This window comes from Colwellia sp. MB3u-8, assembly GCF_014076985.1.
In the GTDB taxonomy this organism is placed as follows: Bacteria; Pseudomonadota; Gammaproteobacteria; order Enterobacterales; family Alteromonadaceae; genus Cognaticolwellia.
The window spans coordinates 118,069-144,411 of the sequence record NZ_JACGVA010000062.1 but is presented as its reverse complement, the minus strand read 5'-3'; the positions used below and the strand labels follow the sequence as shown (position 1 = coordinate 144,411).

Genomic DNA, 26,343 nt, shown 5'->3' with positions numbered 1-26,343 from the left:
AGTGAGTCAACAATGAAGCACAATCGTCCGACAACCAATCATAATTAATGACATAAAACTCCAAATGCTTTTAGTTTGCTGTTGAATGAAATACAGCCTGTTTTGCAAGTGTTCAATATAATCTTAAAAACTTGTTTTACATTTGTTTTACATTCGTTTTGCATTCGTTTTGCATTCGTTTTGCATTCGTTTTGCAAAGGTGATTTTAAGTTCAATTGAAAAAATAGGGTTTTTAGTATATAATCTCCCAACTCATTTGTCGATTGTTGTCAAATTCTAACGTTTTTTTAAACGTTTCAGCAATTTTTTATCTATTATCCCCAAGGCAATATATTGCTAGCAAAACTGATGTTTTGATAATAAGATAATCGCACAACGACAAAAAATATTACGGAAATATCTGTAGACTTATGCACCAAGTTTTTATTGGTTCAGCCCAGATATTTAATTATATTAATCAGAAAACGGAGTCATTTTGCCCTCATTCGAACAACCAAAATCAGAAAAAGTTTCACGAATTAAACCTCGTATAGTCATTAAAGTTGGCTCGAGCCTTTTAGCAAACGTTAAGAATTTAACACCTAGTTTCGCCTTCATGCATGGCTTGCTTAGTGATATTTCTGCGTTACGTGATCAAGGATACGAAGTTGTACTTACGTCCTCAGGATCAGTTGCATTAGGTCTTAATACCGTTGGCTGCACCATTGAAAACGCCAGCGTTCAAGACAAACAAGCAGCAGCAGCTTGTGGACAACCCATCTTAATGCATGCTTATAAGCAAATTGCATTAGAGTATGGTTTTGATATTGCACAGGTATTAGTTACCTTAGATGATCTCGAAAATCGACGTCGCTTTCTTAACGTCAAAAATACGGTACACCGTTTGATAAAACAGGGTGTAATGCCGATTGTCAACGAAAATGATACCGTGACCACCGAAGAAATTCGTGTTGGTGACAACGATAGACTAGCAGCGAAAGTCGCTCAAATGATTGGTGCTGAGTATCTGTTTATTTTAACTTGTATCGATGGCGTTTATGACCGAAACCCTTCAGAAGAAGGTGCGATATTTGTTGAGTCTATTGAAGATGTGAGCAGTTACATGGAAGCGGCAAGCAGTACCAGTTCTTTAGGTACCGGCGGTATGCTAACTAAATTGCAAGCAGCAAATATGGCACAGAATGCCGGTTGCACCACCATTATTGCGAGAGGAACAATGGAAGATCCTGTTACTGCAATACTACGTGGCGAACGCAAGCACACCAAATGTATTGCCCATTCATCTCCTTCATCGGCATGGAATATTTGGTTAACAGATCGCTTACAAATGGCTGGTAGCCTAGTGATAAAACAAGATGTAGCTGACTCATTATATGGTGGTGACGATGGTTTTACCTGCCATGATGTTGTTTCTATACACGGAAACTTCGAACGCGCAGACGTGCTTCACGTCTATGATGAAAAAGGTGAAGAAATAGCACGTGGTTTGTGTAATTTCTCATCAGATGAAACGGCTATTATTTCAAGCCGTCCAGAAGAGACTGTTGAGAATATACTTGGCTACGCTGCATCACATCGTTTGATTAACAGTGAAAATTTAGTCGTATTGGCTGAACATCATCTTTCTTGGGATGAACCTGTTCAAGGTGAATAGTTAATCACTTAGATATAACAACAAGGGCCGCTGTTGAATACTACTTTCGCTATATCTGCGTTACTGTCGTATTTAACCGGCCTTATTTTAATTTAAAAATTTTTACTCCCCCCTCATTTATCTTCACTTCGAAAAATTTAATAAAATTGATATTTACTCTTAGCTCAAATGCTTCAGTGATAATTGGCATAACTGAGTTTAAGTTTTAGCTAGGCTGTTAAGCACTCTATTTTTTTTGCACAACAAGATCACAAACTTAATCAAACTGCTATAAACTGTTATTCTAGAATTTTTTATTAACGTCATCGTTAGTATCGATTTGATTAATGAGCAGCTCAGCTTTTTCATAACAGAAAATGAATAATTACTAGCCATAAAACTGAGTCAGTAGTTAGGCTACTTATCAATCTCATAACAGAGCAGCTGTTTATGTTGCCCCTTAAAGAGAGCAAGTAATTAATCAAATAAGTATATGTAGCTTTACTTATTTTAAGATCACCAGCACAGATCTCAGTTGACGTATTCCTTACTTTAATTGATATTCAATAACTCAACAGATGGCAATGGAGCTTAATATGCAAAATAACTCAGACCTTGGTTTACAAGATAGTCAGTTAGCTAAAAATTGTTCATACATTAATGGTAATTGGCATAGCAGTGAAGCTCAGATCATTGTGACCAATCCAGCTGATGGCAGTGAAGTAGCGAAAGTCAGTAATGCTGGTGTTGTTGAAACAGAATTGGCGGTAAATGCCGCTAAAGGCGCATTAAAAATGTGGTCGGAAAAATCGGCCAACGAACGAGCAAGCGTAATGCGTAATTGGTTCAATCTGATGATGCAACATCAAGACGATCTTGGGCGAATACTAACCTTAGAACAAGGTAAGCCACTTGCCGAAGCTAAAGGCGAAGTAGCTTATGGCGCGGCATTTATTGAATGGTTTGCAGAAGAAGGCAAGCGAGTTTATGGTGATACGATCCCAGGACCGTCAGGGGATAAACGTATTATAGTGATTAAACAACCGGTAGGTGTTGTTGCCTCGATCACACCATGGAACTTCCCCAATGCTATGATCGCCAGAAAAGCAGCTGCTGCACTAGCCGCCGGTTGTACCTTTGTTGTTCGTCCGGCAACACAAACACCACTTTCAGCTTTAGCTATGGCTGAGCTTGCCGAGCGAGCAGGCATTCCTGCAGGGGTATTTAATGTGGTTGTTGGTGACGATGCTAGTGGTATAGGCAAAGTGTTAACTCAGCACCCTGATATTGCCAAATTTACTTTCACAGGGTCAACGCCGGTAGGAAAAACTTTGTTGAGCCAATGTGCTACAACCGTGAAGAAAGTCTCAATGGAGTTGGGTGGCAATGCGCCTTTTATTGTTTTTGCCGATGCTGACATTGATGCGGCTGTACAAGGGGCGTTACTTTCAAAATATCGTAATGCTGGCCAAACTTGTGTTTGCACTAATCGTATTTTCGTTCAAAACCAAGTGCTGGAAGAGTTTACTGAAAAATTCACTGCTGGTGTGGCCAAATTAGCGATAGGTAATGGTTTAGATGACGGGATTATCATTGGTCCTATGATTTCTAGCCAGGCGGTTAATGACGTTGATAAATTAGTGCAAGCATCTATTGCCGCGGGCGCGAAAGTCATTTTGGGTGCTAAAAAAGACCCCGCGGGCGAAAACTTTTACCAACCGACAATTTTGAGTCATGTTACCCATGATATGCCCGTTGCTAAAAATGAAATATTTGGTCCAGTTTCTCCCATTATCGCCTTCGATAATGAAGCCGAGGTCATCGCTATGGCCAATGATACGGAATTTGGTCTAGCCGCATATTTTTATGCCAGAGATATTGGCAGAATTTGGCGTGTTGCTGAAGGGCTTGAGTACGGCATGATTGGTATTAACGAAGGCATTATTTCTAATGCTGCTGCGCCATTTGGTGGTGTTAAGCAATCAGGTAGTGGCCGTGAAGGCTCGAAATATGGCTTAGATGATTATTTAGAAATTAAATATTTATGCTTAGGTGGTTTAGATAAATAGCGCTATTGTGCCAGTATTATCACTTGCTTTATTGATAATGACGCCGCTGATATTCACTGGGTATTAACGATTTTCAGCCATGTAAAGTAGGGTTTGAATAGTTAAAAAATAGGGTTGAATTTGGTGTTACTTGTAGTAACATCAGATTTTCATGTTATTTATCTTGATAATTAAAAGTTGTCAATAAAGTTATCAGTTTGGCTACGCGCGTTAACTTTTAACGCGCGTAGCCAAAAGTCACTTAACTAGTGACCCTTTTTGTTATCCAGCTGCAAAATAAGTGTTTTTAATTCTGTTATCTCTTGTTTTAAGTCACTCAACGTTGGCTGATTTTTGTTCTTTACTTTTGAGCGCTCTTCTTCCATCACATTAACCACAATGCCAATGACCATGTTGAGAAAGGCGAAGGCGGTAAAAAAGATAAAGGTCATGTAGTAAATCCAGCTATAAGGATAAATTTCCATCGTCTCATATTGAATGTCGGTCCAATCTTCAAATGTCATCACCCTAAAAAGTGTTAGCATGGATATAGCAATGTCACCCCATAATTTAGGGTTAATGGTATTAAACAAAAAACTACCAACAGCCGCATAGATATAAAAAATAATAAACATCAACAACACGACATAGCCTAATTGAGGCATGGCCTTAACCAGTGAATTAATGAGTATTCTAAGTTCAGGCACAACAGATACCATTCTCAAAACACGAAAAACTCTAACTAATCTAGCCAATAAAGCCATTTCAGAATCATTTATCGGGATAAGGCTGATAACAACGACTAGCGTATCGAAGATATTCCAAGCTGATTTAAAAAAGTTTATTTTCTTTTCTTCTGTCAGAAAGCGTAACGAAATTTCGAATAAGAAAAAAAGAGTGATGAAAGTATCGAGCAGTGAGGTAATAGAAATAGCTGTATTTGAAAGCGGGAAAGTCTTAGCGCCAATTTCAAGTGCAGAAATTATAATGACACAGATAACACTTAATTCGAAAAATTTATTGTTTTTTAACTGGGTGAATGCAATTTTAGTTTTCTGATACATTGAGATAACTTTAATCATGGATTATGGGGATATTTAACCTCGGATTATAAGCCTTTTGTCACGCTCTTGGCTAAGCTTTTAGTAAAAGTTTTTAGTCACTATTTATGTTGAAATAACAGCTGGTTTTCTGGAGCTATTGTCGAGGTCGTACAGCTCTTATCTCAAAGTAAGTCAAGGTAAGACAATAAAATAAAATATAATAAAATATAAGGCAATGTAAGATAAGGTAAAAATCAATTACCCTTTGCATTGTGAGTAGAATAGTAAAATGCTATAACTAGCAAGCTCATATACTTTAATCAATTGAAATAATAGATTAAAGTATATGAGCTAATATAAGCATTCACTTGATAGTAAACAATCAGCGTATTTTAAGGTGTTATCGATGACGGTTCCCAACCGAACGTTGTTATTATTTTTCTTGATTTTATTTGCAAATCTACTCATCGGCTTTACTGTGCAAAGTAAAAGTCAAAGCCAAGACCCAAGCCAAGACGACGATAAAAATTTCGGTCAGAAGCTATCGACAATCGAAGCCATGGTGGATCAACACCAAGCTTTAGATTTAATCACCTTACTCAGAGCAGACAAAACCTTATCAACCTTAGATAAACTTTCCGCTTTAGCCAGTCAAAGTAGAATATATCATCAATTAGGTCAACTTGAGAACGCCATTGAAACTGCTCAAAAAGAGCAGCAACTTGCCAATAAATTTGACTTAAAAAGGCTTGCTGCTAATGCTTATAAAAGAGTGGGCGTTTATGCCTATTATAACGGTAAAAATAGCTTGGCTTTATACTCATACCAACAAGCACTTAATTATTACCTTACTCTCGACGAGCCTATTGCCCAAGCCAACTTATACAACAACATAGCTTTGGTTTATGGTAGAACAGCCAAAAATGAGCTTGAGCTAGCGATATATCAAAAAATTCAACCTATTTATCAGAGGTTTGGCAGCAAAAAAGATCAACTTGACGTCTTAAATAATATTGCCAATTTGCATTTGCGCTTAAAGCGCTACGATGCATCAATTCCAATGTTTTATGACATTATAGAAAAACGCAAAGAAATTTCAGATAAAATTGGTCTAGCAATGGCGTATAGTGATTTAGGCTCCTCCTATAAGTATGCTGGCGATTATCAACAAGCTGAACACTTCATGAAATTGGCACTGAGTTTACATCGTCAAAATAAAGATGATTATAATGCCGCGTCTACCTTACATAACTTGGCCGAACTTAATAATTCCCTTCACAACATCGACCAAGCGATAACTTATGCTAAGGAAGGTGTTCACTTAAGTGTTGAACAGGGACACAACAATGCCTATGTGGGAGTAAAATATAGCTTAGCTAAAGCTTATTTTTATCAAGGAAAGTATGATCTAGCATTGCAGCATCTTGAACAATCTACTGAAGTGATCAACCAAATCGGCAATAAAGAACAACTTAAGCACAACTTATCACTACAAGCCCTTATATATGCAGCGCAACATCATCCTTTGAAAGCCGTTAAAAGCCTAGGTGATTTTATGCAAACACAACTTGAATTAGCCAATAACCAACTTAACTCGCAATTAGCTATTTTTGATTCTGAGCAACTAAAGCAACAAGTTGAGCAGTTAAAGCAGCAAAAACGTTTACAAGTACTGGAAATGAGCCGTTCGTCACAAGTGCTTATTATTATTATTATTATGATTATTGCCATCTTACTGATTGGTTTTTTAATTGCACGTCGACTAATAGAGCAGCGCTCAAAGCAAGCACTTGAATCAAAAGTCAAACAAAGAACCACAGAACTTGAATATTTAATGCAAGAGCTACAAAGTGCTAACAAGATTAAAAGTCAGTTTTTAGCGAACATGAGTCATGAAATTAGAACACCTTTAACCACAGTTATTGGTCAAGCTGAGGCGATAATGGGTGGCGATGTTGAAGAAGAGTTTATTGGTAAAGAAGTTAAAATTATTCATGGCAATAGCTTACATTTACTCGAACTGACTAATAACATTCTCGATTTAAGTAAAATTGAAGCCAATAAAATAGAACTTGATATACAAACACAAAACTTGCACGACATTTTGCAAGAACTCGCGAATATGTTCAGCTTACAGGCAAGTTCTAAAGGCTTAACTTTTGACATTATTCATTGTTTGCCAGTGCCTTTTTTAATCAAGATGGATGGTTTTCGAGTTAAACAAATTTTGATTAACTTATGCGCTAATGCGGTTAAATTCACCCCAAAAGGGCATGTAGAATTAAACATTAGTCAAAGTGAAAATAACTTAATGTTTAAAATTACTGACAGTGGCATCGGCATGAGTAGTTCGCAGCTGCAAAGCCTATTTGAAAGCTTTACCCAAGGAGATAGCAGTATTAGCCGACGCTTCGGTGGTACTGGCTTAGGGTTATGTTTATCAGACCAGTTAGCTAAAATCATGGGCGGTAAAATTGAAGTTGAAAGTGAGCTAAATCAGGGCAGTGTTTTTGCCTTTAGCTTACCTTGTGCAGCCAGTTTCAGTGAGCAATGCAGTGAAAGTAAAATATCGTCCGCCGAAGTGACTATTGAGGAAGAATTCCCAAAATTGCAGGGCACCATTTTACTGGCGGATGATCACAACGATAACCGACGACTTATTGCTCGGTTATTAGCGTCATTGGGGTTAGAGGTGTTAACCGCCCGTAACGGTTTAGAAGCGGTCGCTTTATTTGAACAACACCAACCCGAGTTGATTTTAATGGATATTCAAATGCCAGAAATGGATGGTATTGAGGCGTTTAATATTTTGCGGCAAAAAGGCTGTAAAACCCCGATTATTGCCTTAACAGCAAACGCCATGTCGCATGAAATAACGCATTATTTATCCTTAGGCTTTAGTGGCCATTTATCTAAACCCATTGAACGAAATATTTTTATACCAACAATTATAAAATTTTATGACGGTAGCCTTTCGCACGAAAAAGCTAATGACATTTTCAGTAACCTTGATATGTCAGACTTAGTGCAAAAATTTAAATCGAACCTAGTGTTAGAGCAACAAGATTTAGTGTTACACATTAATAATAATGATCTTGAACAACTAGGTAAACTGTCACATCGCATTGCTGGAGCCGCGCAAATGTTTGGCTTTGCTGAGCTATCTAAATGTGGCCTGCAATTAGAAACAGCCATTAAAAACAATCAAAACAATCAAAGTTCGAGTGTTAGCCATCACATCCAAGAATTATTGAACGAGATAGACCAAGTACTATGGTAAACATATCTAAATAAGCTTTGTTATGTAAAATAAACGCTATTTTTTAACAAGTAATTTGTTTTTTATTGTTAATTAAATGTTGGTTTTATATCTGGTTAAGGCAACAAAAAAAATCACTTATCCTCAGCGTTGTTAGTCGAATACTAAAATGCTATAAGTAGCGGCTAAATAATATATTTATCAATCGAAATAATAGACTAAAGCTAAATGAGCAAAAAGAGCAACTTACTTGTTAGTAAAAAACACGCGTATTTTATGCTGTCATCGAAAGTAATTTTCAAGCGAATATTGTTATTACCTTTATTAATTTTATTGACAAATGTATTCACCAGTTCTATTGCGCAAAGTCAGAACCAAAGTCAATATATAGGTAAAAACTTTGGCCAACAGCTATCGGTAATCGAAGTTATGGCCGACAAAAAAAAAGCCTTAGTATTAATTACCTCGCTCAGTAAAGATAAAACCTTATCAACCTTAGATAAACTCTCGGTTTTAGCTAGTCAAAGTAGAATACTTCATCAATTAGGCCAACTTGACCATGCCATTGACGTTGCGCAAAAAGAGCAACAACTTGCTAAGGAATTTGACTTAAAAAAACTTGAAGCTGACGCCTATAAAAGAGTGGGAGTCTATGCCTACTATGAAGGTAAATATGCTTTGGCTTTACATTCCTATCAACAAGCACTTAATTATTATTCTATCTTCGATGAGCCCATTGCCCAAGCAAATTTGTATAATAATATTGCCTTAGTGCATGCAAAAACCAGTGAGTTTGAAAGTGCGCTGTTGAGCTATCAACTAGCGGAAAAAATATATCAAAAATTTGGTAGTGAAACCGATAAAATTGATGTGAAATTTAATATAGCCGATTTTAATTTAGAGCTAAAACGCTACGATATAGCGATATCTATGTATCATGAAGTAATAGAACGTCGGATAAAGATTTCAGATAAAAAAGGTATCGTTATGGCATATAGTGATATAGGTAAGGCTTACAAATATGCTGGTGATTATGAAAAAGCTGAGTATTACATGACACTGTCGCTTAACTCTTCCCGCAAAAATAAATATGATTTTTATACTGCCACTGTGTTATATCACTTAGCCGAACTACATAACGAGCTTCATAATATCGACCAAGCGATAACTTATGCCACAGAAGCTCTTCGCTTAAGTATTGAGCAAGAACACGACAATGCTTATGTAGGTGCATTATATAGTTTAGCTAAAGCCTATTTTTATCAAGGGAAATATGACTTGGCATTACAATATACTGAGCGTTCAAGTGAAATGGCTGAAAAGAGGGACAATAAAAATCAAATACAATATAACTTTTCACTACAATCACTGATATATGCCGCGCAGCATAAAAACTTTAAAGCAGTTAAAAGTCAACGTGATTTTTTGCAAGTAAAATTTGAATTAGATAATAACGAACTTAATTCAAAATTAGCCTTATTTAACTCTGATCAATTAAAACAAGAAGTAGAACAATTAAAGCAACAAAAACGTTTACAAGCGCTCGAAGTGGAGCGGTCTTCACAAACGCGTATTATTATTATTATTGTGATTGTTGCCAGCTTACTGATTAGTTTTTTAATTGCACGTCGACTAATAGAGCTGCGCTCAAAGCTAGGACTTGAGTCAAAAGTAAAACAAAGAACCACAGAACTCGAATACTTAATGCAAGAATTGCAAAGTGCTAATAATATTAAAAGTCAGTTTTTAGCGAATATGAGTCATGAAATCAGAACACCATTAACCACAGTTATTGGTCAAGCGGAAGCGATAATGAGTGGTGATGTTGAAGAGGAGTTTATTGGTAAAGAAGTTAAAATTATTCATGGTAATAGCTTACATTTACTCGAACTGACTAACAACATTCTAGATTTAAGTAAAATTGAAGCCAACAAAATTGAACTTGAAATACAAACACAAAATTTGCACGATATTTTGCAAGAACTCGCGAATATGTTCAGCTTGCAAGCAAGCTCGAAAGGTTTAACTTTTAAAATTATTCATTATTTGCCCGAGCCTTTTTTAATCGAGATGGATGGTTTTCGAGTTAAACAAATTTTGATCAACTTATGCGCTAATGCGGTTAAATTCACCCCAAAAGGGCATGTAGAATTAAACATTAGTCAAAGTGAAAATAACTTAATGTTTAAAATTACCGACAGTGGCATCGGCATGAGTAGTTCGCAGCTGCAAAGTATATTTGAAAGCTTTACCCAAGGGGATAGCAGTATTAGCCGACGCTTTGGTGGTACAGGCTTAGGACTTTGTTTGTCAGACCAGTTAGCCAAAATTATGGGCGGTAAAATTGAAGTTGAAAGTGAGCTAAATCAGGGCAGTGTTTTTGCTTTTAGTTTACCTTGTACAGCCAGTTTCAGTGAGCAATGCAGTGAAAGTAGCATATCGTCTACCAAAGTCACTGTTGAAGAAGCGGCTGCGCCATTACAGGGCTCCATTTTACTGGCTGAAGATCACAACGATAATCGACGACTTATTGCTCGATTATTAGCGTCATTGGGGCTAGAGGTGTTAACCGCCCGTAACGGTTTAGAAGCGGTCGCTTTATTTGAACAACACCAACCCGAGTTGATTTTAATGGATATTCAAATGCCAGAAATGGATGGTATTGAGGCGTTTAATATTTTGCGGCAAAAGGGTTGTAAAAGGCCAATTTTTGCCTTAACGGCAAACGCCATGTCGCATGAAATAACGCATTATTTATCCTTGGGCTTTAGTGGCCATTTATCTAAACCCATTGAACGAAATATTTTTATACCAACGATTACAAAGTTTTACGATGGCAGTTTTTCGTACGAAAAAGCGAGTGAAATTTTCAGTAACCTTGATATGTCAGATTTAGTACAAAAATTTAAATCGAACTTGGTATTAGAGCAGCAAGACTTAGTGTTACACATTAATAATAATGACTTTGACCAACTGGGCAGACTGTCGCATCGCATTGCTGGTGCCGCGCAAATGTTTGGCTTTGCTGAGCTATCTAAATGTGCCCTGCAACTAGACATGACAATTAAAAACAATCAAAACAATGAAAGTTTGCTGGTCAATCATCACACCCAACAATTGTTGAATGAAATAGACCAAGTGTTATGGTAAGGCGTATTTAAGCAAGCTTATTAGTATTTAAACAGGTTATTTAAACCGTGTTTCTAAGGGCATATTTAAGTCTGGCCCTATGTTCAATTTGAGCGCTAATGACCGCGAATATTTTTCAATCACACCTATAGTTTGTTACCAGAACCCGAGCATGTCAGCCAACATTTGTTATGTGATGCTATCGCTCTTAAGCGCTGTTGTTGCGAGTGTGCTATCAAGTCTACTATTTTAATTGTATGTTGGATGGCAAGCTCAATCCTGCTGAATAATATTGTGCTATATTCAAGTAAACTAAAGCCAAGTAAACTATATCCAAGTCAACTATATCCAAGTCAACTAAAGCCAAGCAAAAAATCCTTAGAACTTAAGTTTACCCATCAAGATGTCTTTATACATAACCCAGTCACCTAACAGGCTATACCAAGGATAAGTGAAGGTCGCTGGTTTATTCTTCTCAAAGAAAAAATGACCAAGCCAAGCAAAGCCATAACCCAGAAAAGGTAGGGTCCAGAGCAAGGGCCAAGCAGCATTAATCAAGACATAGGCCAGAGTGATTATCATTAAACTAGAGCCAATAAAATGCAACCTTCTGCAGATAATATTTTCATGTTGGCTTAAATAAAACGGATAAAACGACTTAAAGTTTTTATATTGTTTAACGGGTGTATTTGTCATGAAAATCACCTAATTTATTTTGCTGACCCATACTTTTAAGCCGATTAAAATCATAACACCACCAAGTACACGGTCTATCCAATGACCTAAGCGTTGAAATTTTTCATTAACACTTGGCCGAGAAAGTAAAACCACTACGGTAGAAAACCACAGCAGCTGTAATATCATCATCCATATACCGTAAATAACCAAGTGTAATAGCGGTAAATTGGGTGATAAAACCACAGTAAACAAAGCGACAAAATATATTGGCGCTTTTGGGTTTAAGGCATTACATAAAAAACCTTTCGCAATCGCGCTTAAATGGGGATGTTTTTTCAGCACCTTTTGCTCGCTGACTTTGCCAATAGGGTCAAGGTTACTAACCGGTTTAGCGCTTAAACCTTGCACACCTAAGTAGATTAAATAACCACCACCGATAATTTTTATCGCCCACAACGCGGTTGCTGAGTTAGCGATAACAGCAGCTAAACCTAGCGCAGAATAAATAATATGCACCGACAAGCCCAATGCAATACCAATACTGACCATAAAGCCTGTTTGTTTGCCGTTAGACAAAGTTTGCTGCGACACCAAAACAAAATCAGGCCCTGGTGATGCTGCCGCCAACAAATGTATGGAGGTTATTAATAGTAAGCCTTGCATTAAATCCATGAGTATTCCCTAAACAGCCACCTGAACGATATTCTCGTAAAATAGCCTAAAAAGCGACTAATAACACTTATGTCGATAACATGATAAAAACTCATCACTAAATTAACACGGTTAAAATATAGCTGAAAATATTAGTTTAAAAAGAATAAGTTATTGATAAAAATAATTTTCTTTATCAATTAGCCGTTATGAAATGCATAATAATACCTCTAACTAGGTGGCCAAATTAACTATGTCACTTCGATGAGTATGTTAGCCAATATGGCTTTTACGGGTAATAATATAGCGTTGAGCAATTTTTTGTAGATCCCACTTAAGTCCATCAACCGCTAAGCCGAGCTTAATGTGATGGGCCCAATATGTATAGCCAAGTTAATTTCATCTGAGACAAGAATAATTAACGATAACAGAGCAATTAAAACGGATACATCGTCAGAAGTTACCTTGCTTGAAGTTCAACACAACACGGCCTTTGTCGCTAAATCTGTCTAGATATTTCGATTTTATGCCATGGGTAAAGAGTTAATAAAAACACGTATGTTACAGTGCAGGTATTATTTAATATTATTGCCAAAAACACTCAAAATTTGTGACACGTACTTGGCCAATAAGTAAATAAATCTGATGCGCAGTTGAGACTTTATCAGCTATAAAATAAGTCTAAGTTATTATTTATATTGAGAAGTATTATGATGAAAGATACAAAAAATGAAGTTACGGATGAAATTAAAGCAAAACTATTGTATTGGCGTAATATAAAAAGTAAGAGAAATAAAACCTTGCTCATTGTTTTGCTTTTAAGCTTGGTTGGCTTAAAGGTATTTACCACAGTGTTAACCTTTGAGTGGCTAGCGGGTTTATTTAACTCGGTATAAAGTAATATTTAAAATAGCTGAGTAATAGCCCAGCTTAAGTGGTGTTAGTTATGCTTACTGAGCCTTATTTTAGTCAGAGATATTTAAGTTAGATATATGTAATCGATGAATTTATATCAAGTTGATTATTTGCTGTTAAAGAAATTTAAGTGCTTATTCAAGATGATTAACCCGAGTTAATTAAGCAAAATACCTCGACAGTTTTTAAATATGTAAGGCAATATCAATGTTGAACAGCTTGTCACTAGTGGAGTAACTCGGCTACTTTCATATCGTTAATTATTTTAAATTATTTTAACTTGTTTTAATTTCAGCTGAGCTTAATTTTACACTCAAATAGGTGCTAACAGCTTAAGGAATATAGTGATTTCAAAATTACCCCGATGGGTAGAATACGGTGCATTTGTACTTGCTTTAGTGGCAGGACTTATTAATGCGGTTGGATTGTTAGGCTTTAAACATCAATCGATTTCGCACTTATCTGGCACGGCCACACTGCTTGGCACAGGAGTCGTAAACTCGACATTTACTGATGCTTTTCATTTGCTGCTTATTCTATTTAGCTTTTTAATAGGGGCGGGTATATCGGGCTACTTTATACGCGGTGGGGCCTTAAAGTTAGGCCGCAATTATAGTGGTTTGCTTTACCTAGAAGCGGCATTGCTTTTTGGCGCTATTTATTTCTTAACAAAAGATTCTTTAAATGGCCATTATTTGGCCTCAGCCGCGTGTGGATTGCAAAATGCATTAGCCACTACTTATAGTGGTGCAGTGATCAGAACAACTCATGTTACAGGTATCTTTACTGATTTGGGTATTATGTTGGGTGCAAAATTAAGGGGAGATACATTTGATAATAGAAAGGCATTATTATTTTTGTTAATTATTATAGGATTTGTTGTCGGTGGGAGCTTAGGTACTTATTTATTTATTTTATTTAAATTTTACGCGTTATTTGTACCCGCAGGTATTTGTATTTTATTAGCCTTAATATATTCAATCTATAATGCGAAAGCGAAAGCTAGGGGCTAGCACTTTTACCATTTTTCAGCTTGCCAAGGTTGAGGGTAAATTTATCACTAGTCTATTAGGTCGCTTTATTGATGCTTCACCAGATAGTGTTTGTTGCAAAGGTGGAGTTATCGATGAAAGCCCCCATATCAACTCATGTGATCATAAAATCATCGTGCTAGCTTTCATATAGGAGAGGTAATGCAAGACTTGAAGCAACAATTAGATTTTATTTTAGAGTTAGACCGTCTTAAAGCTGTCTACCGAAAGGTGATGGTAAAGGCGGATAAGAATAGACCAGAAAACAGTGCCGAGCATAGCTGGCATATTGCCATGATGGCGCAAACCTTACATGTTTATGCCGCAGAGCCAGTCAATGTTGCTCGAGTTACTAGCATGTTACTTATTCATGACATAGTAGAAATTGATGCCGGCGATACTTTTGCTTTTGCTGCACAAGCCGAACTTGATGCGCAAGAAGCCAAAGAGCTTGATGCGGCAAAGCGTATTTTTGGTTTGTTGCCTGAAAAGCAATACTCAGAAATGCTAAACTTGTGGCTAGAGTTTGAAGCGGCAGAAACAACCGATGCTAAATTTGCCAAAGCAATGGATCGCGTATTACCTTTACTGCAAAATATGAAAAATGATGGAGGGAGTTGGGCTAAGCATAATGTTAGCCGATCTGAAGTTATTGCGCGTAACAATCTCTTAGATGGTTTAGCCCCAAAATTATGGACTTATGTTGCTGAGCAAATTGAGTTTGCCGTAGAAAAAGGCTGGTTACGCAACGCGTAGCGGTAATAAAACTTCTAGGTATTTATAGCAATGCCTTAGTGGCTTGTTAATATATAAGTCAACAAGCCGCTAAGCTTCTATCTTTTAAATTTAAGAATATGACCTTTGAAGTCTTGTTTAATGTAATCGGTATGCTCAGGTTTAATATGGGTAGAGCTAAAACCAAAATCTAGCATTTTTGTACTTAATTTAGTTTTGCGCCCGCGACCCGGATCAACAAGAATAACTTCACAACTTTTGTTTGCATGGGCTTGGATGAAGTTGGCAAGCAATTCAATATGTTCATTTTCATATAATAGGTCACTACCTATGATTAAATCAAAAAGTCCTAAGCTATCTTGTTTATTTGACCAATTAGTTTGCTCATAGTTAATCGGACCGTCTTGATTAAGCAGGGTGTTTCTCAGTAAAAATTTTCCTACTTCGGGGTGGTAATCTGTTGCGGTTATATCCGCTTTTTGTTTGTTTAATAGTAAGCTACTAAGCGCTATGCCACAGCCTACTTCTAATACCCGTTTTGTGCCAACGGGGTATTGCGAGATAAAATGTGCCAGCACTAAGCTTGATGGCCAAATAACACCAAATAAAGACCAAGTTGCCGATGAAATGCCTAAGTTTTGGGCAATGTCTTCAGGGTCATAAAATTCTTGTTTATCACGTAAGGTACAAAGATGGATATCAGTATTACCAAACTCGATGGTTTGATAACTGTAGCGAAGGTTTGTCATTGTGCTGCCTAGGTAGGCGCGGAGCCAAGTCTCTTAAGACAAATGGCAAAGTGCGCGAGTCGGCTAAGATTACAGTGTTTAGCTTAAATGACAATATATTTCGCGCGCTATAATTTAGCTTGTACAGGTTTTTTGTCGCGAATTTTTTTGGCAACTAAACGATAAACGACTAAAGCAGATTAAAATGTTTAGACGTCTATACGTTTAGAGGTTGACATAGCTAGCAATCCAAGTCACATTGTAGGTAAATATAAATGGTAAAGAGCAATACTGTTTTACAGTGTTATTTTATAGCGATCACAGATATAACGAATTACCCGACATTAGGTTATTACTATGCCCATAAAAATCCCCGATGAATTGCCCGCTTTAACGATTTTAGACAAAGAAAATATTTTTGTTATGTCTGAACGTCGCGCTGCAGATCAAGAAATTCGCCCAATGGAAGTAGCTATTCTTAACCTAATGCCCAATAAAATTGAAACTGAAGTGCAAATTCTGCGCATGTTGGCCAATACACCATTGCAAATTAATGTTGAATTTGTCCGCATACATGCCAATGAATCTAAGAATACGCCGCAAGCACATCTAGATAATTTCTATCGCTTGTTCGACGATATAAAGCATAAACAATATGACGGTTTAATTATTACCGGTGCGCCGCTGGCGTTGTTGGATTATCAGCAAGTAACCTTTTGGGACAAAATTTGTCAAGTGTTTGACTGGGCAGAAAAAAATGTGACTTCAACCATGTTTTCTTGTTGGGCAGCACATGCCGCGCTTTATCATCATTATGGTTTGAAGCGACATTTGCGTAAAAAAAAGCTCTCTGGCGTCTATCACCACCATTGTTTGAAACCAGAAGAGCAGTTAACCCGAGGCTTCGATGAAAGTTTTAATGTGCCTCATTCTCGCTATGGTTATATCGATAAATCGGATTATCAAACACTGGAACATCTAGAAATATTAGCGGAATCAGCTGAGGCAGGGGTGTATTTATCTGCGAGTAAAAATAAGCAGCAAGTCTACCTTACTGGCCATCCAGAGTATGACGCAACAACCTTGAGTGAAGAGTATTTTCGTGATCTTGAAATGGGCCGTACCACGTCAATGCCTGAGCATTATTTTACTGAAAATGATCCCCATTCAGCCACAGCAAACACCTGGCGCAGCCATGGTAGTTTACTTTTTACCAATTGGTTAAATTATTACGTTTATCAAATTACGCCGTATCAATTAGATGCAAACCATATTAAAGCCATTCATCCAGGGAAATCTCGTGTCTAAGCAAGTAAATACTCAATCAAAAGCACCTGTGGTGCAGTCAGTTTCTTATGGCCGATTACAAGCCGAATTAAAAAAGCGCATTCTTATTTTAGATGGTGCTATGGGCACTATGATCCAAGCGTATAAATTTGAAGAGCAAGATTATCGTGGCGAGCAGTTTGCTGATTGGCATAGCGACGTTAAAGGTAACAACGATATGTTGGTGCTGACTCAACCTGAGGTTATTAAAGCTATTCACCGCGAATACCTTGTTGCCGGTGCTGACATTCTTGAAACCAATACTTTTAACGCCACCACTATCGCCATGTCTGATTACGATATGGCGGAGTACAGTGCTGATATTAATTTCGCTGCGGCGCAATTAGCACGTGAAGTGGCTGATGAATTCACCGCGAAAAATCCAGATAAACCCCGTTTTGTGGCTGGCGTGTTAGGGCCAACAAACCGCACTTGTTCAATTTCCCCTGATGTTAACGATCCAGCGTATCGTAATGTCACCTTTGATCAGCTCAAAGACGCTTACATTGAATCAACCAACGCCTTGATTGACGGCGGCAGTGACATCATTTTAATTGAAACAATATTTGATACCCTCAATGCTAAAGCCGCTATATTTGCCGTTGAAACCGTATTTGAAAGTCGTGGTGAACGTTTACCTGTGATGATTTCAGGCACGATTACCGATGCCTCAGGGCGAACGTTATCAGGGCAAACCACCGAAGCGTTTTACAATTCTTTACGTCACGCTAGACCGATTTCATTTGGTTTAAACTGTGCGCTTGGCCCGGTTGAATTACGCCAATATGTGGAGGAATTAAGCCATATTTCAGATGTGGCGATTTCTGCTCATCCTAATGCGGGTTTGCCTAATGCTTTTGGTGAATATGATTTTACCGTTGAAGATATGGACAAGCATGTTGCTGAGTGGGCCAATGCGGGTTTTTTAAATATTATTGGTGGCTGTTGTGGCACCACGCCAGCGCATATTAAAGGCATGGCTGATGCCGTAGCGAATATCACACCTCGGGAAATTAAAGCGAAAGAAATAGCTTGTCGTTTATCCGGCTTAGAAGCACTGACCATCAAAGACGATAGCTTGTTTGTTAACGTAGGTGAACGTACTAATGTGACAGGATCTGCGGTTTTTAAACGCTTAATTACTGACGAAAATTACGACCAAGCCATCGCAGTAGCCTTACAACAAGTTGAAAACGGCGCGCAGATTATCGATATCAACATGGATGAAGGCATGTTGGACTCACAAGCGGCCATGGTTCGATTCCTGAATTTAATTGCGGGTGAGCCAGATATCGCCAAAGTGCCGATTATGTTGGACTCTTCTAAATGGGGTATTTTAGAAGCGGGTTTAAAATGTATTCAAGGTAAGGGCATTGTAAACTCAATCAGTTTAAAAGAGGGTGAAGACAACTTTCGTGAACAAGCTGAACTGCTGCGCCGTTATGGTGCTGCGGTGATTATTATGGCGTTTGATGAAAAAGGCCAAGCTGATACTCGTGAACGTAAGTATCAAATTTGTCAGCGCGCTTATCATATTTTGGTCAATGAAATTGGCTATCCCGCTGAAGATATTATTTTTGATCCTAATGTTTTTGCGGTGGCTACTGGCATCGACGAGCATAACAATTATGCGCGTGACTTTATTGAAGCGGTAGGTGACATTAAGCAAAACTTACCCCATGCCATGATTTCTGGTGGTGTCTCTAATGTCTCGTTCTCATTTCGCGGCAATAACCCAGTGCGCGAAGCGATACATGCGGTTTTTCTTTATCATGCGATAAAAAATGGTATGGACATGGGTATAGTTAATGCCGGCCAGTTAGCGATTTATTCTGACATCCCCGACAACCTGCGTCTAGCCGTTGAAGACGTGATACAAAACTCTGATGATGGCGCTACTGAACGCCTACTCGATGTGGCACAAGAATATCGTGGCCAAGCGGGTAGTCAAAATAGCAAAGCTGATTTAACCTGGCGTGAATTAGAGGTGAATAAGCGCTTAGAATATTCGCTTGTTAAAGGTATTAATGAGTTTATTCTTGAGGACACTGAAGCGGCTAGATTAGTCGCTAAACGGCCATTAGATGTTATCGAAGGGCCGTTGATGGACGGCATGAATGTGGTCGGTGATTTATTTGGAGCTGGCGAAATGTTTTTACCGCAAGTGGTAAAATCTGCCCGCGTAATGAAACAAGCGGTCGCGCATTTAAACCCTTTTATTGAAGCAGAAAAAACTGAAGTAAGATCTAACGGTAAAATATTACTGGCAACGGTGAAAGGCGATGTTCATGACATAGGTAAAAATATCGTTGGCGTGGTTTTACAGTGTAATAATTATGAGATTATCGATTTAGGTGTGATGGTGTCATGTGAAGAGATTTTACGTGTTGCCCGTGCTGAAAAGGTGGATATTATTGGTTTGTCAGGGTTGATCACTCCCTCACTTGACGAAATGGTGCATGTTGCTAAAGAAATGAAGCGCCAAGAATTTAACTTACCCTTGCTTATCGGTGGTGCCACAACCTCTAAAGCGCATACCGCCGTAAAAATTGAACCTCAATATCAACATCCTGTGGTTTATGTGCCTAATGCTTCACGTTCGGTTTCTGTGGTAAGTACACTACTTTCTGATGAGCATAGAGCGGCCTTTGTTGAGCGCCAAACCGCTGAATACGTTAAAGTGCGTGAACGCCATTACAAAAAAGGCCCACGTTCAAGTTTGATTTCCTTGAAAGACGCACGCGCCAATGCGGTGCCGATTAACTTTGATAACTATACCCCTAAAGTGCCAAATAAATTAGGTGTTACTGTACTTGATAATATCGACTTAAATATTGTTAGGCACTATATCGATTGGACACCATTTTTTATGACTTGGCAGTTATCTGGTAAGTATCCCTTAATTCTTAAGCATGAAGTCGTCGGCGTGGAAGCAACTAAGTTATTTAATGACGCTAATGCGATGTTAGATGATGTTATTAATAATAAAAAATTAACCGCAAAAGCGGTATTTGGTTTGTTTCCAGCGAATCGTGAGCAAGACGACTTACAACTTTACACCGACGACTCGCGTACTGAACCCTTAATGAAATTGCACCAATTACGTCAACAAAGCAAAAAGCCCACGGGCCAATATAATCGTTGCTTAGCCGATTATGTCGCTGATAAAGCCTCAGGTGTTGATGACTACATTGGTGCATTTGCCGTGTCGGCTGGTTTTGGTGTTGAGGCGTTAGTGAAAGCCTTTAATGCCGATCACGATGATTATAATAGTATTTTAATTAAAGCGGTTGCCGATAGACTAGCTGAAGCCAGCGCTGAATATTTACACCAGCAAATTCGCAAAGAATATTGGGGCTACGCGCCAGATGAAACCTTGGATAACGATAGTTTAATTCGTGAGAGATATCAGGGTATTAGGCCTGCGCCAGGTTATCCTGCCTGTCCAGAGCACACAGAAAAAGGCTTGCTTTGGACCTTACTTAATGTCGAAGAAAACATTGGTATGGACTTAACCTCAAGTTTTGCTATGTGGCCTGGTGCCGCAGTAAGTGGTTGGTACTTCGCGCATCCGGAGTCTAAATATTTTGCCGTGGCAAAAGTGGCACAAGACCAAGTTGAAAGTTATGCAGCCCGTAAAGAAATGACTATGCCACAGGCTGAACGTTGGTTGTCGGCTAATTTAGATTATGAACCTTCGTAAATGATAAGCTTTAGCTTGAAGTGACGAGGGGGATATTTTTATTTGTTTATCTTATAGCGCAGAAATAACCGTAAAGATATGGCTATAAAAAACGCTATAAAACCTAAAAAGCGCTATAGCTACATAAGCTATAGCGCTTTTTTGATATTGGTGATCAGCTTTATTTTTGCGCAGATAAGGTCGTAATATTCAGATTATTGTGTGCTTAATCTTCGTTATACAATAACGAAGACATCCTTAAGTGAACCTGTGTTGGAGCTTAATTACTTTAAGAGACAATTTGGCTTTGATCATATCAATAGTCATGATAGGTAAATAATGTTTTGTGATATTTTAATAAACATTATATTTACGCTTTCAAATTATTTAAAATTGTGAAATATTATTCAGCAGTAAATAAATATTATGGATCAGACATTAGTGAGAAGTCTGCATAATATTGTCAGGGTTTCAATCTACTGATCATGATAAAAATGGGGTTAACTCACTATGTTTGAATTGCTTTATACCAGTATCTCTCCTGCAGGCTTATCAGAGGTCGAATTAATGCGTATGCTAAAACAATGGCGATTAAAAAACCAAGCACTCGATATAACCGGAATGCTGTTATATCACGACCGTGAGATCATGCAAATTCTAGAAGGAGAAGAAGATAAAGTTAAAGCACTGTTTCAAACTATTCTTCTGGATAATCGACATAGAAATATTGAAGTGATCTATGAAGGGAATATCAAAGATAGAGCCTTTAGTGAATGGTCTATGGCATTTAAGCTCGTTGACGAAAATATCATAAAAATAATTTCAGCTGGTTATGAGGAATTTAACCTAAAAATGTCTCCTATTGCCATGATTAAAGAGAGTCCGAACCGCGGAAAAAACACATTTTTATCCTTACGAGACATGCTTTAAAGTAGAATTAGCTGCTACATATAGTCACCAGCGCTTAAAGTTTGACCGCAAAATCTCTAGTTTTGCCGTAACTGAAGCAGGCGTTAGCAATATAATATTTAATCAAAATCAAAATCAAAATCCCTCTCAATTTTTCAATTTGAACCGTCGCTATCGTATTAAAGCTATCGTTAAACAAAATGATTTTTATCACAATGTAGTGCACTTTGTCGCATTAGTACCAATTGATCTAATGCTATTTTATGCCATTTACTGTGCAATAATTTCGCTAACTATGTCTGTTACATAGGCGCTATTTAATCAGTTCAATTAACTCATGAATAGTTTTTACTGGCGATATTTTAGCGCCTAAGCCTTCCATCGATTTATGATAATTTCGAAATGGAATAAATATTTCAGTAAAGCCATGTTGAGCCGCTTCTTTAACGCGCGGCACACCACTGTCAATTGGACGCACATCACCATTTAAGCTCAACTCACCCATGATGCAGGTGGTTCTTGGGATAACAAATTCATTCAAGCTGCTTAATAATGCTGTAACTAACGCAAGATCAATACAGGTTTCTGACTCGTCTATTTTTAGACCGCCGATAATATTGAAAAATGTATCATGATAAATTTTGGTTTTGGTATGTTTGCGTAAAATTCCGGTTAACATCTTAATACGGTTCATATTGAGGCCAACACAAACGCGTTGTGGAAACTCAGCTTCGGTTTCTGTGGTGAGACACTGAATTTCTAATAATAAGTTTCGATTGCCTTTGCGAATACAAGTAATGGCTGAGCCAGGTGATTCAGTGCTCGAGCCGGATAAAAATATTTCACTGGGATTATCAACACTGAGCATACCGCGTTCACACATTTTAAAAATGCCCACGGTATCAATGTCACCAAAGCGATTTTTATTCGCTCTTAAGGTGCGTATTTGGCCATCATTAGTGTCGATATGTAGTAAGGCGTCAACAATATGCACTAAGGTTTGAGGTCCGGCAATTTCATTGTTTTTATTGACATGGGCAATCAGAAACATGGTGACGTTATTTTGTTTACAGTATTGCGTTAACAACTGAGCGGCACCTTTTACCTGTGATGGTGAGCCTGGGCTACCATTGGCATTGTCGGTAACCACAGCTTGAATGGAGTCAATAACGGCAAATTTGATTTTCTTTTGCTCTAGCTCCTCAATAATGGCTTCAACACTGGTTTCTGACAACAAGTACAATTCGTCTGGATTATACTCAAGCTTCAAACGTTGGACCCTATTTTTGAACTGCGAAAGCGACTCTTCGGCAGTACAATAAAGTGACGGCATTATTTTTGACATACGGGCAACTAAATCGGATAGTAAGGTCGTTTTTCCCGCGCCTGGATCACCTGATACGATATTGACAGAGCCTGTGGTAACGCCGCCACATAATACTCGGTCAAGCTCACCTATGCCGGTTAATTGCTTTTCAGCCTCAGTAGAGGCTATTTCATTGATTTTTTTAGAGCCACCGCCAGTACCACCGGCATAGCCGCCGGTTGAGATACGACTTTTTGTTGGGTTTTTACTTTGACTGGCGGGGATTTTCATCTCAGCTAAGGTATTCCATGCCCCGCATCGGCATTGTCCCTGCCAACGAGGGTAGTTCATGCCGCAATCGGTACAAACGAATTCTAATTTTGCTAACTTTGCCATTTGGCTGCCTATTGTCTAAATTTAAATTTTTTAACCTCTTGCTATGCAATTAGTCAAAATTATGACAAAACATCAAGGTAAATTACTTAAATGCTGTTTGTCAGGAAAATTATTATGCTTTATATTCAGGGTTTTAGTTGAACTAATGTCAGTATTTAGTTTATGGTAAACAAAATTTTTTAGTTCTACTGCTTTTATAGCAAGTTAACCGGTATAGTTATTGCAGTAAAATAAAAACAGTTAAAGATAAATTGTTTACTATTCAACGTTGAATATAGTGTTGTGGTGTTAATTTTATAACATGGTACGGATACTAAGTTAATATACGATGCGTAGTTGGCTTTATTGTAAAGATATTGAAGCGTAAATGAATAAAGATTTTTCAAAATATAAAAAAATTATTGATGAATTTAGTGGCCAAGTCTTAACTAGTGACTTTGAAACTAAGTTTTATGCTGTCTCCAAGAGCCTTCCGCAGACTGAACGTTTTCTCTTAAAAATGGAATTAAAACGTCTTGCTGCACCTTGTACTCGTTTGATTGATTTACGAGGTCATGTCGATGGTGAGTGTAAGATTTTTCAACACGAACAAAGGATACATTTTTTAGACAATGTTGCCAGTGTGGTTTTTACAGAAGCATTTACGCGTTATGGCGGCTACAGTTTGGGTGTCTACGAAGCAACGATGAATACCGAAAATAACTTTCGGGTTATTTATCAAAAAGAGAAAGCTCAGGTCAGTAAAGGCTCGCCAGAAGCCAGTACTAAAATATTTGAAAAATCACAATATCCAGCAAAATTTTATAGCTTTGGTCCTTATCATAATCGCATTGAAGAGCGGATGAATTTTGTCATCTCGATTCACGTCACAATCGGTAATGATCCAACATTTAAATGTACGACTTTAGACTTAAGTGTCAGTGGCTGTAAGTTCAAAGTGAATGACCTAAGGCCTATGGGTATTGGTCAAGAAATTAGATTACGCTTCAGTGGTTTGGAAGACCAGTGTCAACTAATGGCTGAAAACGACTTTACTTATGAAGTTAAAAGTTTGACGGTTTTAGATAACATGCAACTGGTGGGTGTTAAAAGAACTCATCAAGACAAGTTTGGCCCCGATAGTTTTGCACAAGATATGCTTAGCTTTATTCAAGGGAATAAACGTCGCTACAAAATCAATTTAGATAATAGTATTAGTGCGTTGCAAGCTCGCAGTTTTGAACAATATGTGCTACCTAAATCTAATGAACTACCTGTTTTTATTGAAAAAAATAATACTAGTTTAACGCCAAAGTATGCGCTGACTTGCCCTAATAACCAAGGTCTTTATCAGTATTGGCAGGATGAAAAACATGATTCGACATTATTTTGTTTAATGACACCAGAACGCATCACTCAACTTAAAAAGTTAGCGCTATCTGGACAGTCGCTATTAGTGTTTAGTTTTATTCATCAAAACCAAGGTAAGTCATATTTTTATACTGCCGATGAACTACAGCTTGGCGATGATCCTGAGTTTATGACGCAATTTTTGGCTTTTGCAGCGGCCAAAGAAAACTTCTTAATTACCCAACTCACTTTGTTGGATGTAGTACCAAGTCGCGGCCAGTCAAACTTTACTTTATCTAATAGTATGACCCAGAAAAACGCGTATTTAAATGCGCCAATATCTAATGAAATTCAGGCATTATTAGCTAAAACACCTTATATTGTTGTGGTAAATGATGTGACAAAAAATGAAAGCATTCAGGCATATCAATCATGGTCTTATGAGGGTATTAACAGCGTTAAATTGAAAAAATTTGGTCATAAACGTTTAAGCTTAAGTGAAAAGTGCAGTGTTGATAACATCGCCATAAACTATAGAAATAAGCGACAAGAGTTACGTTTTACTTATAAAACGCCAGTTCATGTTGAAATTAATCAGCTTATCTTGACCGGTATTTCTCTTGATTTTTCTCCCTCCGGATTGAAGGTTTCACTCGATAAAACAACCATGTTGCTCAAGGGTGACATGGTTTACTTAAGTTTCCCTAAGCTACAAAAAATAACTTCAGCGTTTGATTTAACTGACTTACCCTATGAAGTTGTGCGGGTAAATAGTGCAGAAAATATTATTAATTTACGGATTTTTGTTCAGCAGCATCAACATATTGGTCGTAAGTTTTTTAAAGCTTTGATTGATAAAAACAGTGATAAATTAACCTCTGACGAATATGACGCCTTTAGCCCCGACCTAGCCAGAGCCTTGCGTAATATCTACAGTGCAAGTTCAACCGTTCCTGCGCTTGTTATGCAAACGAGTGGCAGTCGTTATAAATCAGAGGTTATTGCCGGTGGAGACTGTCATAGCAACTTAATGTCAGCAATGCAGCAGTTAAGTGATGGGAATTTATATTACAATTTATATCCTATTTTGGGTCACGCGGATATAATGCCAAGCTTAAGTGTTAAGCTAAAAAAAATGCAGCAAACGGACTCGCCAAGTTGCCATGTACTTTATATTGCGCTTAAGGCTAGTGTTGACACGGTAGACAAAGCGGTCAGTATAAAATTGTCTTCAGAGTTAAACAGTGAAGCATTAAAACAAGGCTTTATTCATCAGGCACTGAAAAATGGGCAATTTTTCTGTCTGATGATAAAGCTATCACGCGTTGGCGAACCTGACATGAGCTACCTTCATCCTGAATTAAGTTATATTAGTGCTTATGCACTTCATCGCGGTAAACAAATTGAACAAAATATTTGGAGTGTTTTGGGCATTGCACAAATTTTTGATATCACCCAAGAAGAGGTTTTTCGCTATCGTTTAACGCGCAACGCTTAAAATTTTATTGCTAAGCCTGAGACCCATTTGATTAATTAAGTGATCAG

The 26,343-nt window shown here is 37.7% G+C and carries 16 protein-coding genes; 11 read left to right on the top strand and 5 right to left on the bottom strand.

The genetic code is table 11. The features are described 5' to 3' along the window. Positions 1-475 precede the first annotated feature (475 nt). Together proB and H4J54_RS09605 are read left to right on the top strand one after the other, a co-directional pair. Positions 476-1,654 carry a glutamate 5-kinase gene (proB, locus tag H4J54_RS09610; protein ID WP_182135614.1) on the top strand — a complete coding sequence of 393 codons (1,179 nt, stop codon included), beginning with the start codon at positions 476-478 and terminating at the stop codon, positions 1,652-1,654. Positions 1,655-2,229: 575 nt separating this feature from the next. Then, entirely contained in the window at positions 2,230-3,702 is a 1,473-nt protein-coding gene (locus tag H4J54_RS09605; RefSeq protein ID WP_182190656.1) for an NAD-dependent succinate-semialdehyde dehydrogenase, read from the top strand. Between the two features lie 245 nt (positions 3,703-3,947). On the opposite strand, the gene H4J54_RS09600 is transcribed toward H4J54_RS09605, so the two are convergent. Beyond that, positions 3,948-4,745, bottom strand: coding sequence for an ion transporter (locus H4J54_RS09600; protein ID WP_182190655.1), 798 nt, complete (start codon positions 4,743-4,745; stop codon positions 3,948-3,950). Positions 4,746-5,130: 385 nt separating this feature from the next. Between H4J54_RS09600 and H4J54_RS09595 the strand changes: the two genes are divergently transcribed. Next, positions 5,131-8,004, top strand: a complete 2,874-nt coding sequence (locus H4J54_RS09595) for a response regulator (protein WP_182190654.1) — start codon at positions 5,131-5,133, stop codon at positions 8,002-8,004. A 312-nt stretch (positions 8,005-8,316) separates the two neighbouring features. Further along, positions 8,317-11,133 (top strand): ATP-binding protein, encoded by a 2,817-nt coding sequence (locus tag H4J54_RS09590; RefSeq protein ID WP_182190653.1) that lies wholly within the window; start codon positions 8,317-8,319, stop codon positions 11,131-11,133. A gap of 357 nt (positions 11,134-11,490) precedes the next feature. Here H4J54_RS09590 and H4J54_RS09585 read toward each other — a convergent pair whose 3' ends face one another. Together H4J54_RS09585 and H4J54_RS09580 are read right to left on the bottom strand one after the other, a co-directional pair. Continuing rightward, positions 11,491-11,808, bottom strand: coding sequence for a DUF962 domain-containing protein (locus H4J54_RS09585; RefSeq protein WP_182190652.1), 318 nt, complete (start codon positions 11,806-11,808; stop codon positions 11,491-11,493). Between the two features lie 9 nt (positions 11,809-11,817). After that, positions 11,818-12,462 carry a LysE family translocator gene (locus tag H4J54_RS09580; protein WP_182190651.1) on the bottom strand — a complete coding sequence of 215 codons (645 nt, stop codon included), beginning with the start codon at positions 12,460-12,462 and terminating at the stop codon, positions 11,818-11,820. 689 nt (positions 12,463-13,151) lie between these two features. On the opposite strand from H4J54_RS09580, the gene H4J54_RS09575 reads away from it, so the two are divergent. From H4J54_RS09575 to H4J54_RS09565, 3 genes are all read left to right on the top strand, one after another. Continuing rightward, positions 13,152-13,337, top strand: coding sequence for a hypothetical protein (locus tag H4J54_RS09575; protein ID WP_259367134.1), 186 nt, complete (start codon positions 13,152-13,154; stop codon positions 13,335-13,337). Between the two features lie 363 nt (positions 13,338-13,700). Next, positions 13,701-14,369 (top strand): YoaK family protein, encoded by a 669-nt coding sequence (locus H4J54_RS09570; RefSeq protein WP_182190650.1) that lies wholly within the window; start codon positions 13,701-13,703, stop codon positions 14,367-14,369. Positions 14,370-14,549: 180 nt separating this feature from the next. Further along, the gene (locus H4J54_RS09565) at positions 14,550-15,143 is read left to right on the top strand and encodes an HD family hydrolase (RefSeq protein WP_182190649.1); all 594 of its coding nucleotides are present in this window, start codon (positions 14,550-14,552) and stop codon (positions 15,141-15,143) included. 77 nt (positions 15,144-15,220) lie between these two features. On the opposite strand, the gene H4J54_RS09560 is transcribed toward H4J54_RS09565, so the two are convergent. Next, a complete protein-coding gene (locus H4J54_RS09560; protein WP_182135623.1) occupies positions 15,221-15,871 on the bottom strand; it encodes a methyltransferase in 651 nt (216 codons plus the stop codon). Between the two features lie 336 nt (positions 15,872-16,207). Here H4J54_RS09560 and metA point away from each other — a divergent pair, with 336 nt between their 5' ends. The 3 genes from metA to H4J54_RS09545 all read left to right on the top strand — a co-directional run bounded on the left by metA (position 16,208) and on the right by H4J54_RS09545 (position 21,788). Continuing rightward, positions 16,208-17,158 carry a homoserine O-succinyltransferase gene (metA, locus tag H4J54_RS09555; RefSeq protein ID WP_182190648.1) on the top strand — a complete coding sequence of 317 codons (951 nt, stop codon included), beginning with the start codon at positions 16,208-16,210 and terminating at the stop codon, positions 17,156-17,158. Positions 17,159-17,186: 28 nt separating this feature from the next. Then, complete coding sequence (metH, locus tag H4J54_RS09550) at positions 17,187-20,879, top strand: methionine synthase (RefSeq protein ID WP_310650161.1); 3,693 nt, start codon at positions 17,187-17,189, stop codon at positions 20,877-20,879. A gap of 489 nt (positions 20,880-21,368) precedes the next feature. Further along, a complete protein-coding gene (locus H4J54_RS09545) occupies positions 21,369-21,788 on the top strand; it encodes a BLUF domain-containing protein (protein ID WP_182190646.1) in 420 nt (139 codons plus the stop codon). A 292-nt stretch (positions 21,789-22,080) separates the two neighbouring features. Here the strand turns inward: H4J54_RS09545 and radA are convergent, their stop codons facing one another. Then, a complete protein-coding gene (gene radA / locus H4J54_RS09540; RefSeq protein ID WP_182135627.1) occupies positions 22,081-23,469 on the bottom strand; it encodes a DNA repair protein RadA in 1,389 nt (462 codons plus the stop codon). Between the two features lie 367 nt (positions 23,470-23,836). Here radA and H4J54_RS09535 point away from each other — a divergent pair, with 367 nt between their 5' ends. Then, complete coding sequence (locus tag H4J54_RS09535) at positions 23,837-26,296, top strand: PilZ domain-containing protein (protein WP_182190645.1); 2,460 nt, start codon at positions 23,837-23,839, stop codon at positions 26,294-26,296. Positions 26,297-26,343: the final 47 nt, after the last annotated feature.

Excerpts from the sequence above, each read along its gene's own strand:
- H4J54_RS09545 (WP_182190646.1), top strand. The coding sequence starts at position 21,369 with ATGTTTGAATTGCTTTATACCAGTATCTCTCCTGCAGGCTTATCAGAG.
- H4J54_RS09565 (WP_182190649.1), top strand. The coding sequence starts at position 14,550 with ATGCAAGACTTGAAGCAACAATTAGATTTTATTTTAGAGTTAGACCGT.
- H4J54_RS09605 (WP_182190656.1), top strand. The coding sequence starts at position 2,230 with ATGCAAAATAACTCAGACCTTGGTTTACAAGATAGTCAGTTAGCTAAA.
- H4J54_RS09595 (WP_182190654.1), top strand. The coding sequence starts at position 5,131 with ATGACGGTTCCCAACCGAACGTTGTTATTATTTTTCTTGATTTTATTT.
- H4J54_RS09585 (WP_182190652.1), bottom strand. The coding sequence starts at position 11,808 with ATGACAAATACACCCGTTAAACAATATAAAAACTTTAAGTCGTTTTAT.
- H4J54_RS09560 (WP_182135623.1), bottom strand. The coding sequence starts at position 15,871 with ATGACAAACCTTCGCTACAGTTATCAAACCATCGAGTTTGGTAATACT.
- H4J54_RS09535 (WP_182190645.1), top strand. The coding sequence starts at position 23,837 with ATGAATAAAGATTTTTCAAAATATAAAAAAATTATTGATGAATTTAGT.
- H4J54_RS09575 (WP_259367134.1), top strand. The coding sequence starts at position 13,152 with ATGATGAAAGATACAAAAAATGAAGTTACGGATGAAATTAAAGCAAAA.
- H4J54_RS09580 (WP_182190651.1), bottom strand. The coding sequence starts at position 12,462 with ATGGATTTAATGCAAGGCTTACTATTAATAACCTCCATACATTTGTTG.
- radA (WP_182135627.1), bottom strand. The coding sequence starts at position 23,469 with ATGGCAAAGTTAGCAAAATTAGAATTCGTTTGTACCGATTGCGGCATG.
- H4J54_RS09600 (WP_182190655.1), bottom strand. The coding sequence starts at position 4,745 with ATGTATCAGAAAACTAAAATTGCATTCACCCAGTTAAAAAACAATAAA.
- metA (WP_182190648.1), top strand. The coding sequence starts at position 16,208 with ATGCCCATAAAAATCCCCGATGAATTGCCCGCTTTAACGATTTTAGAC.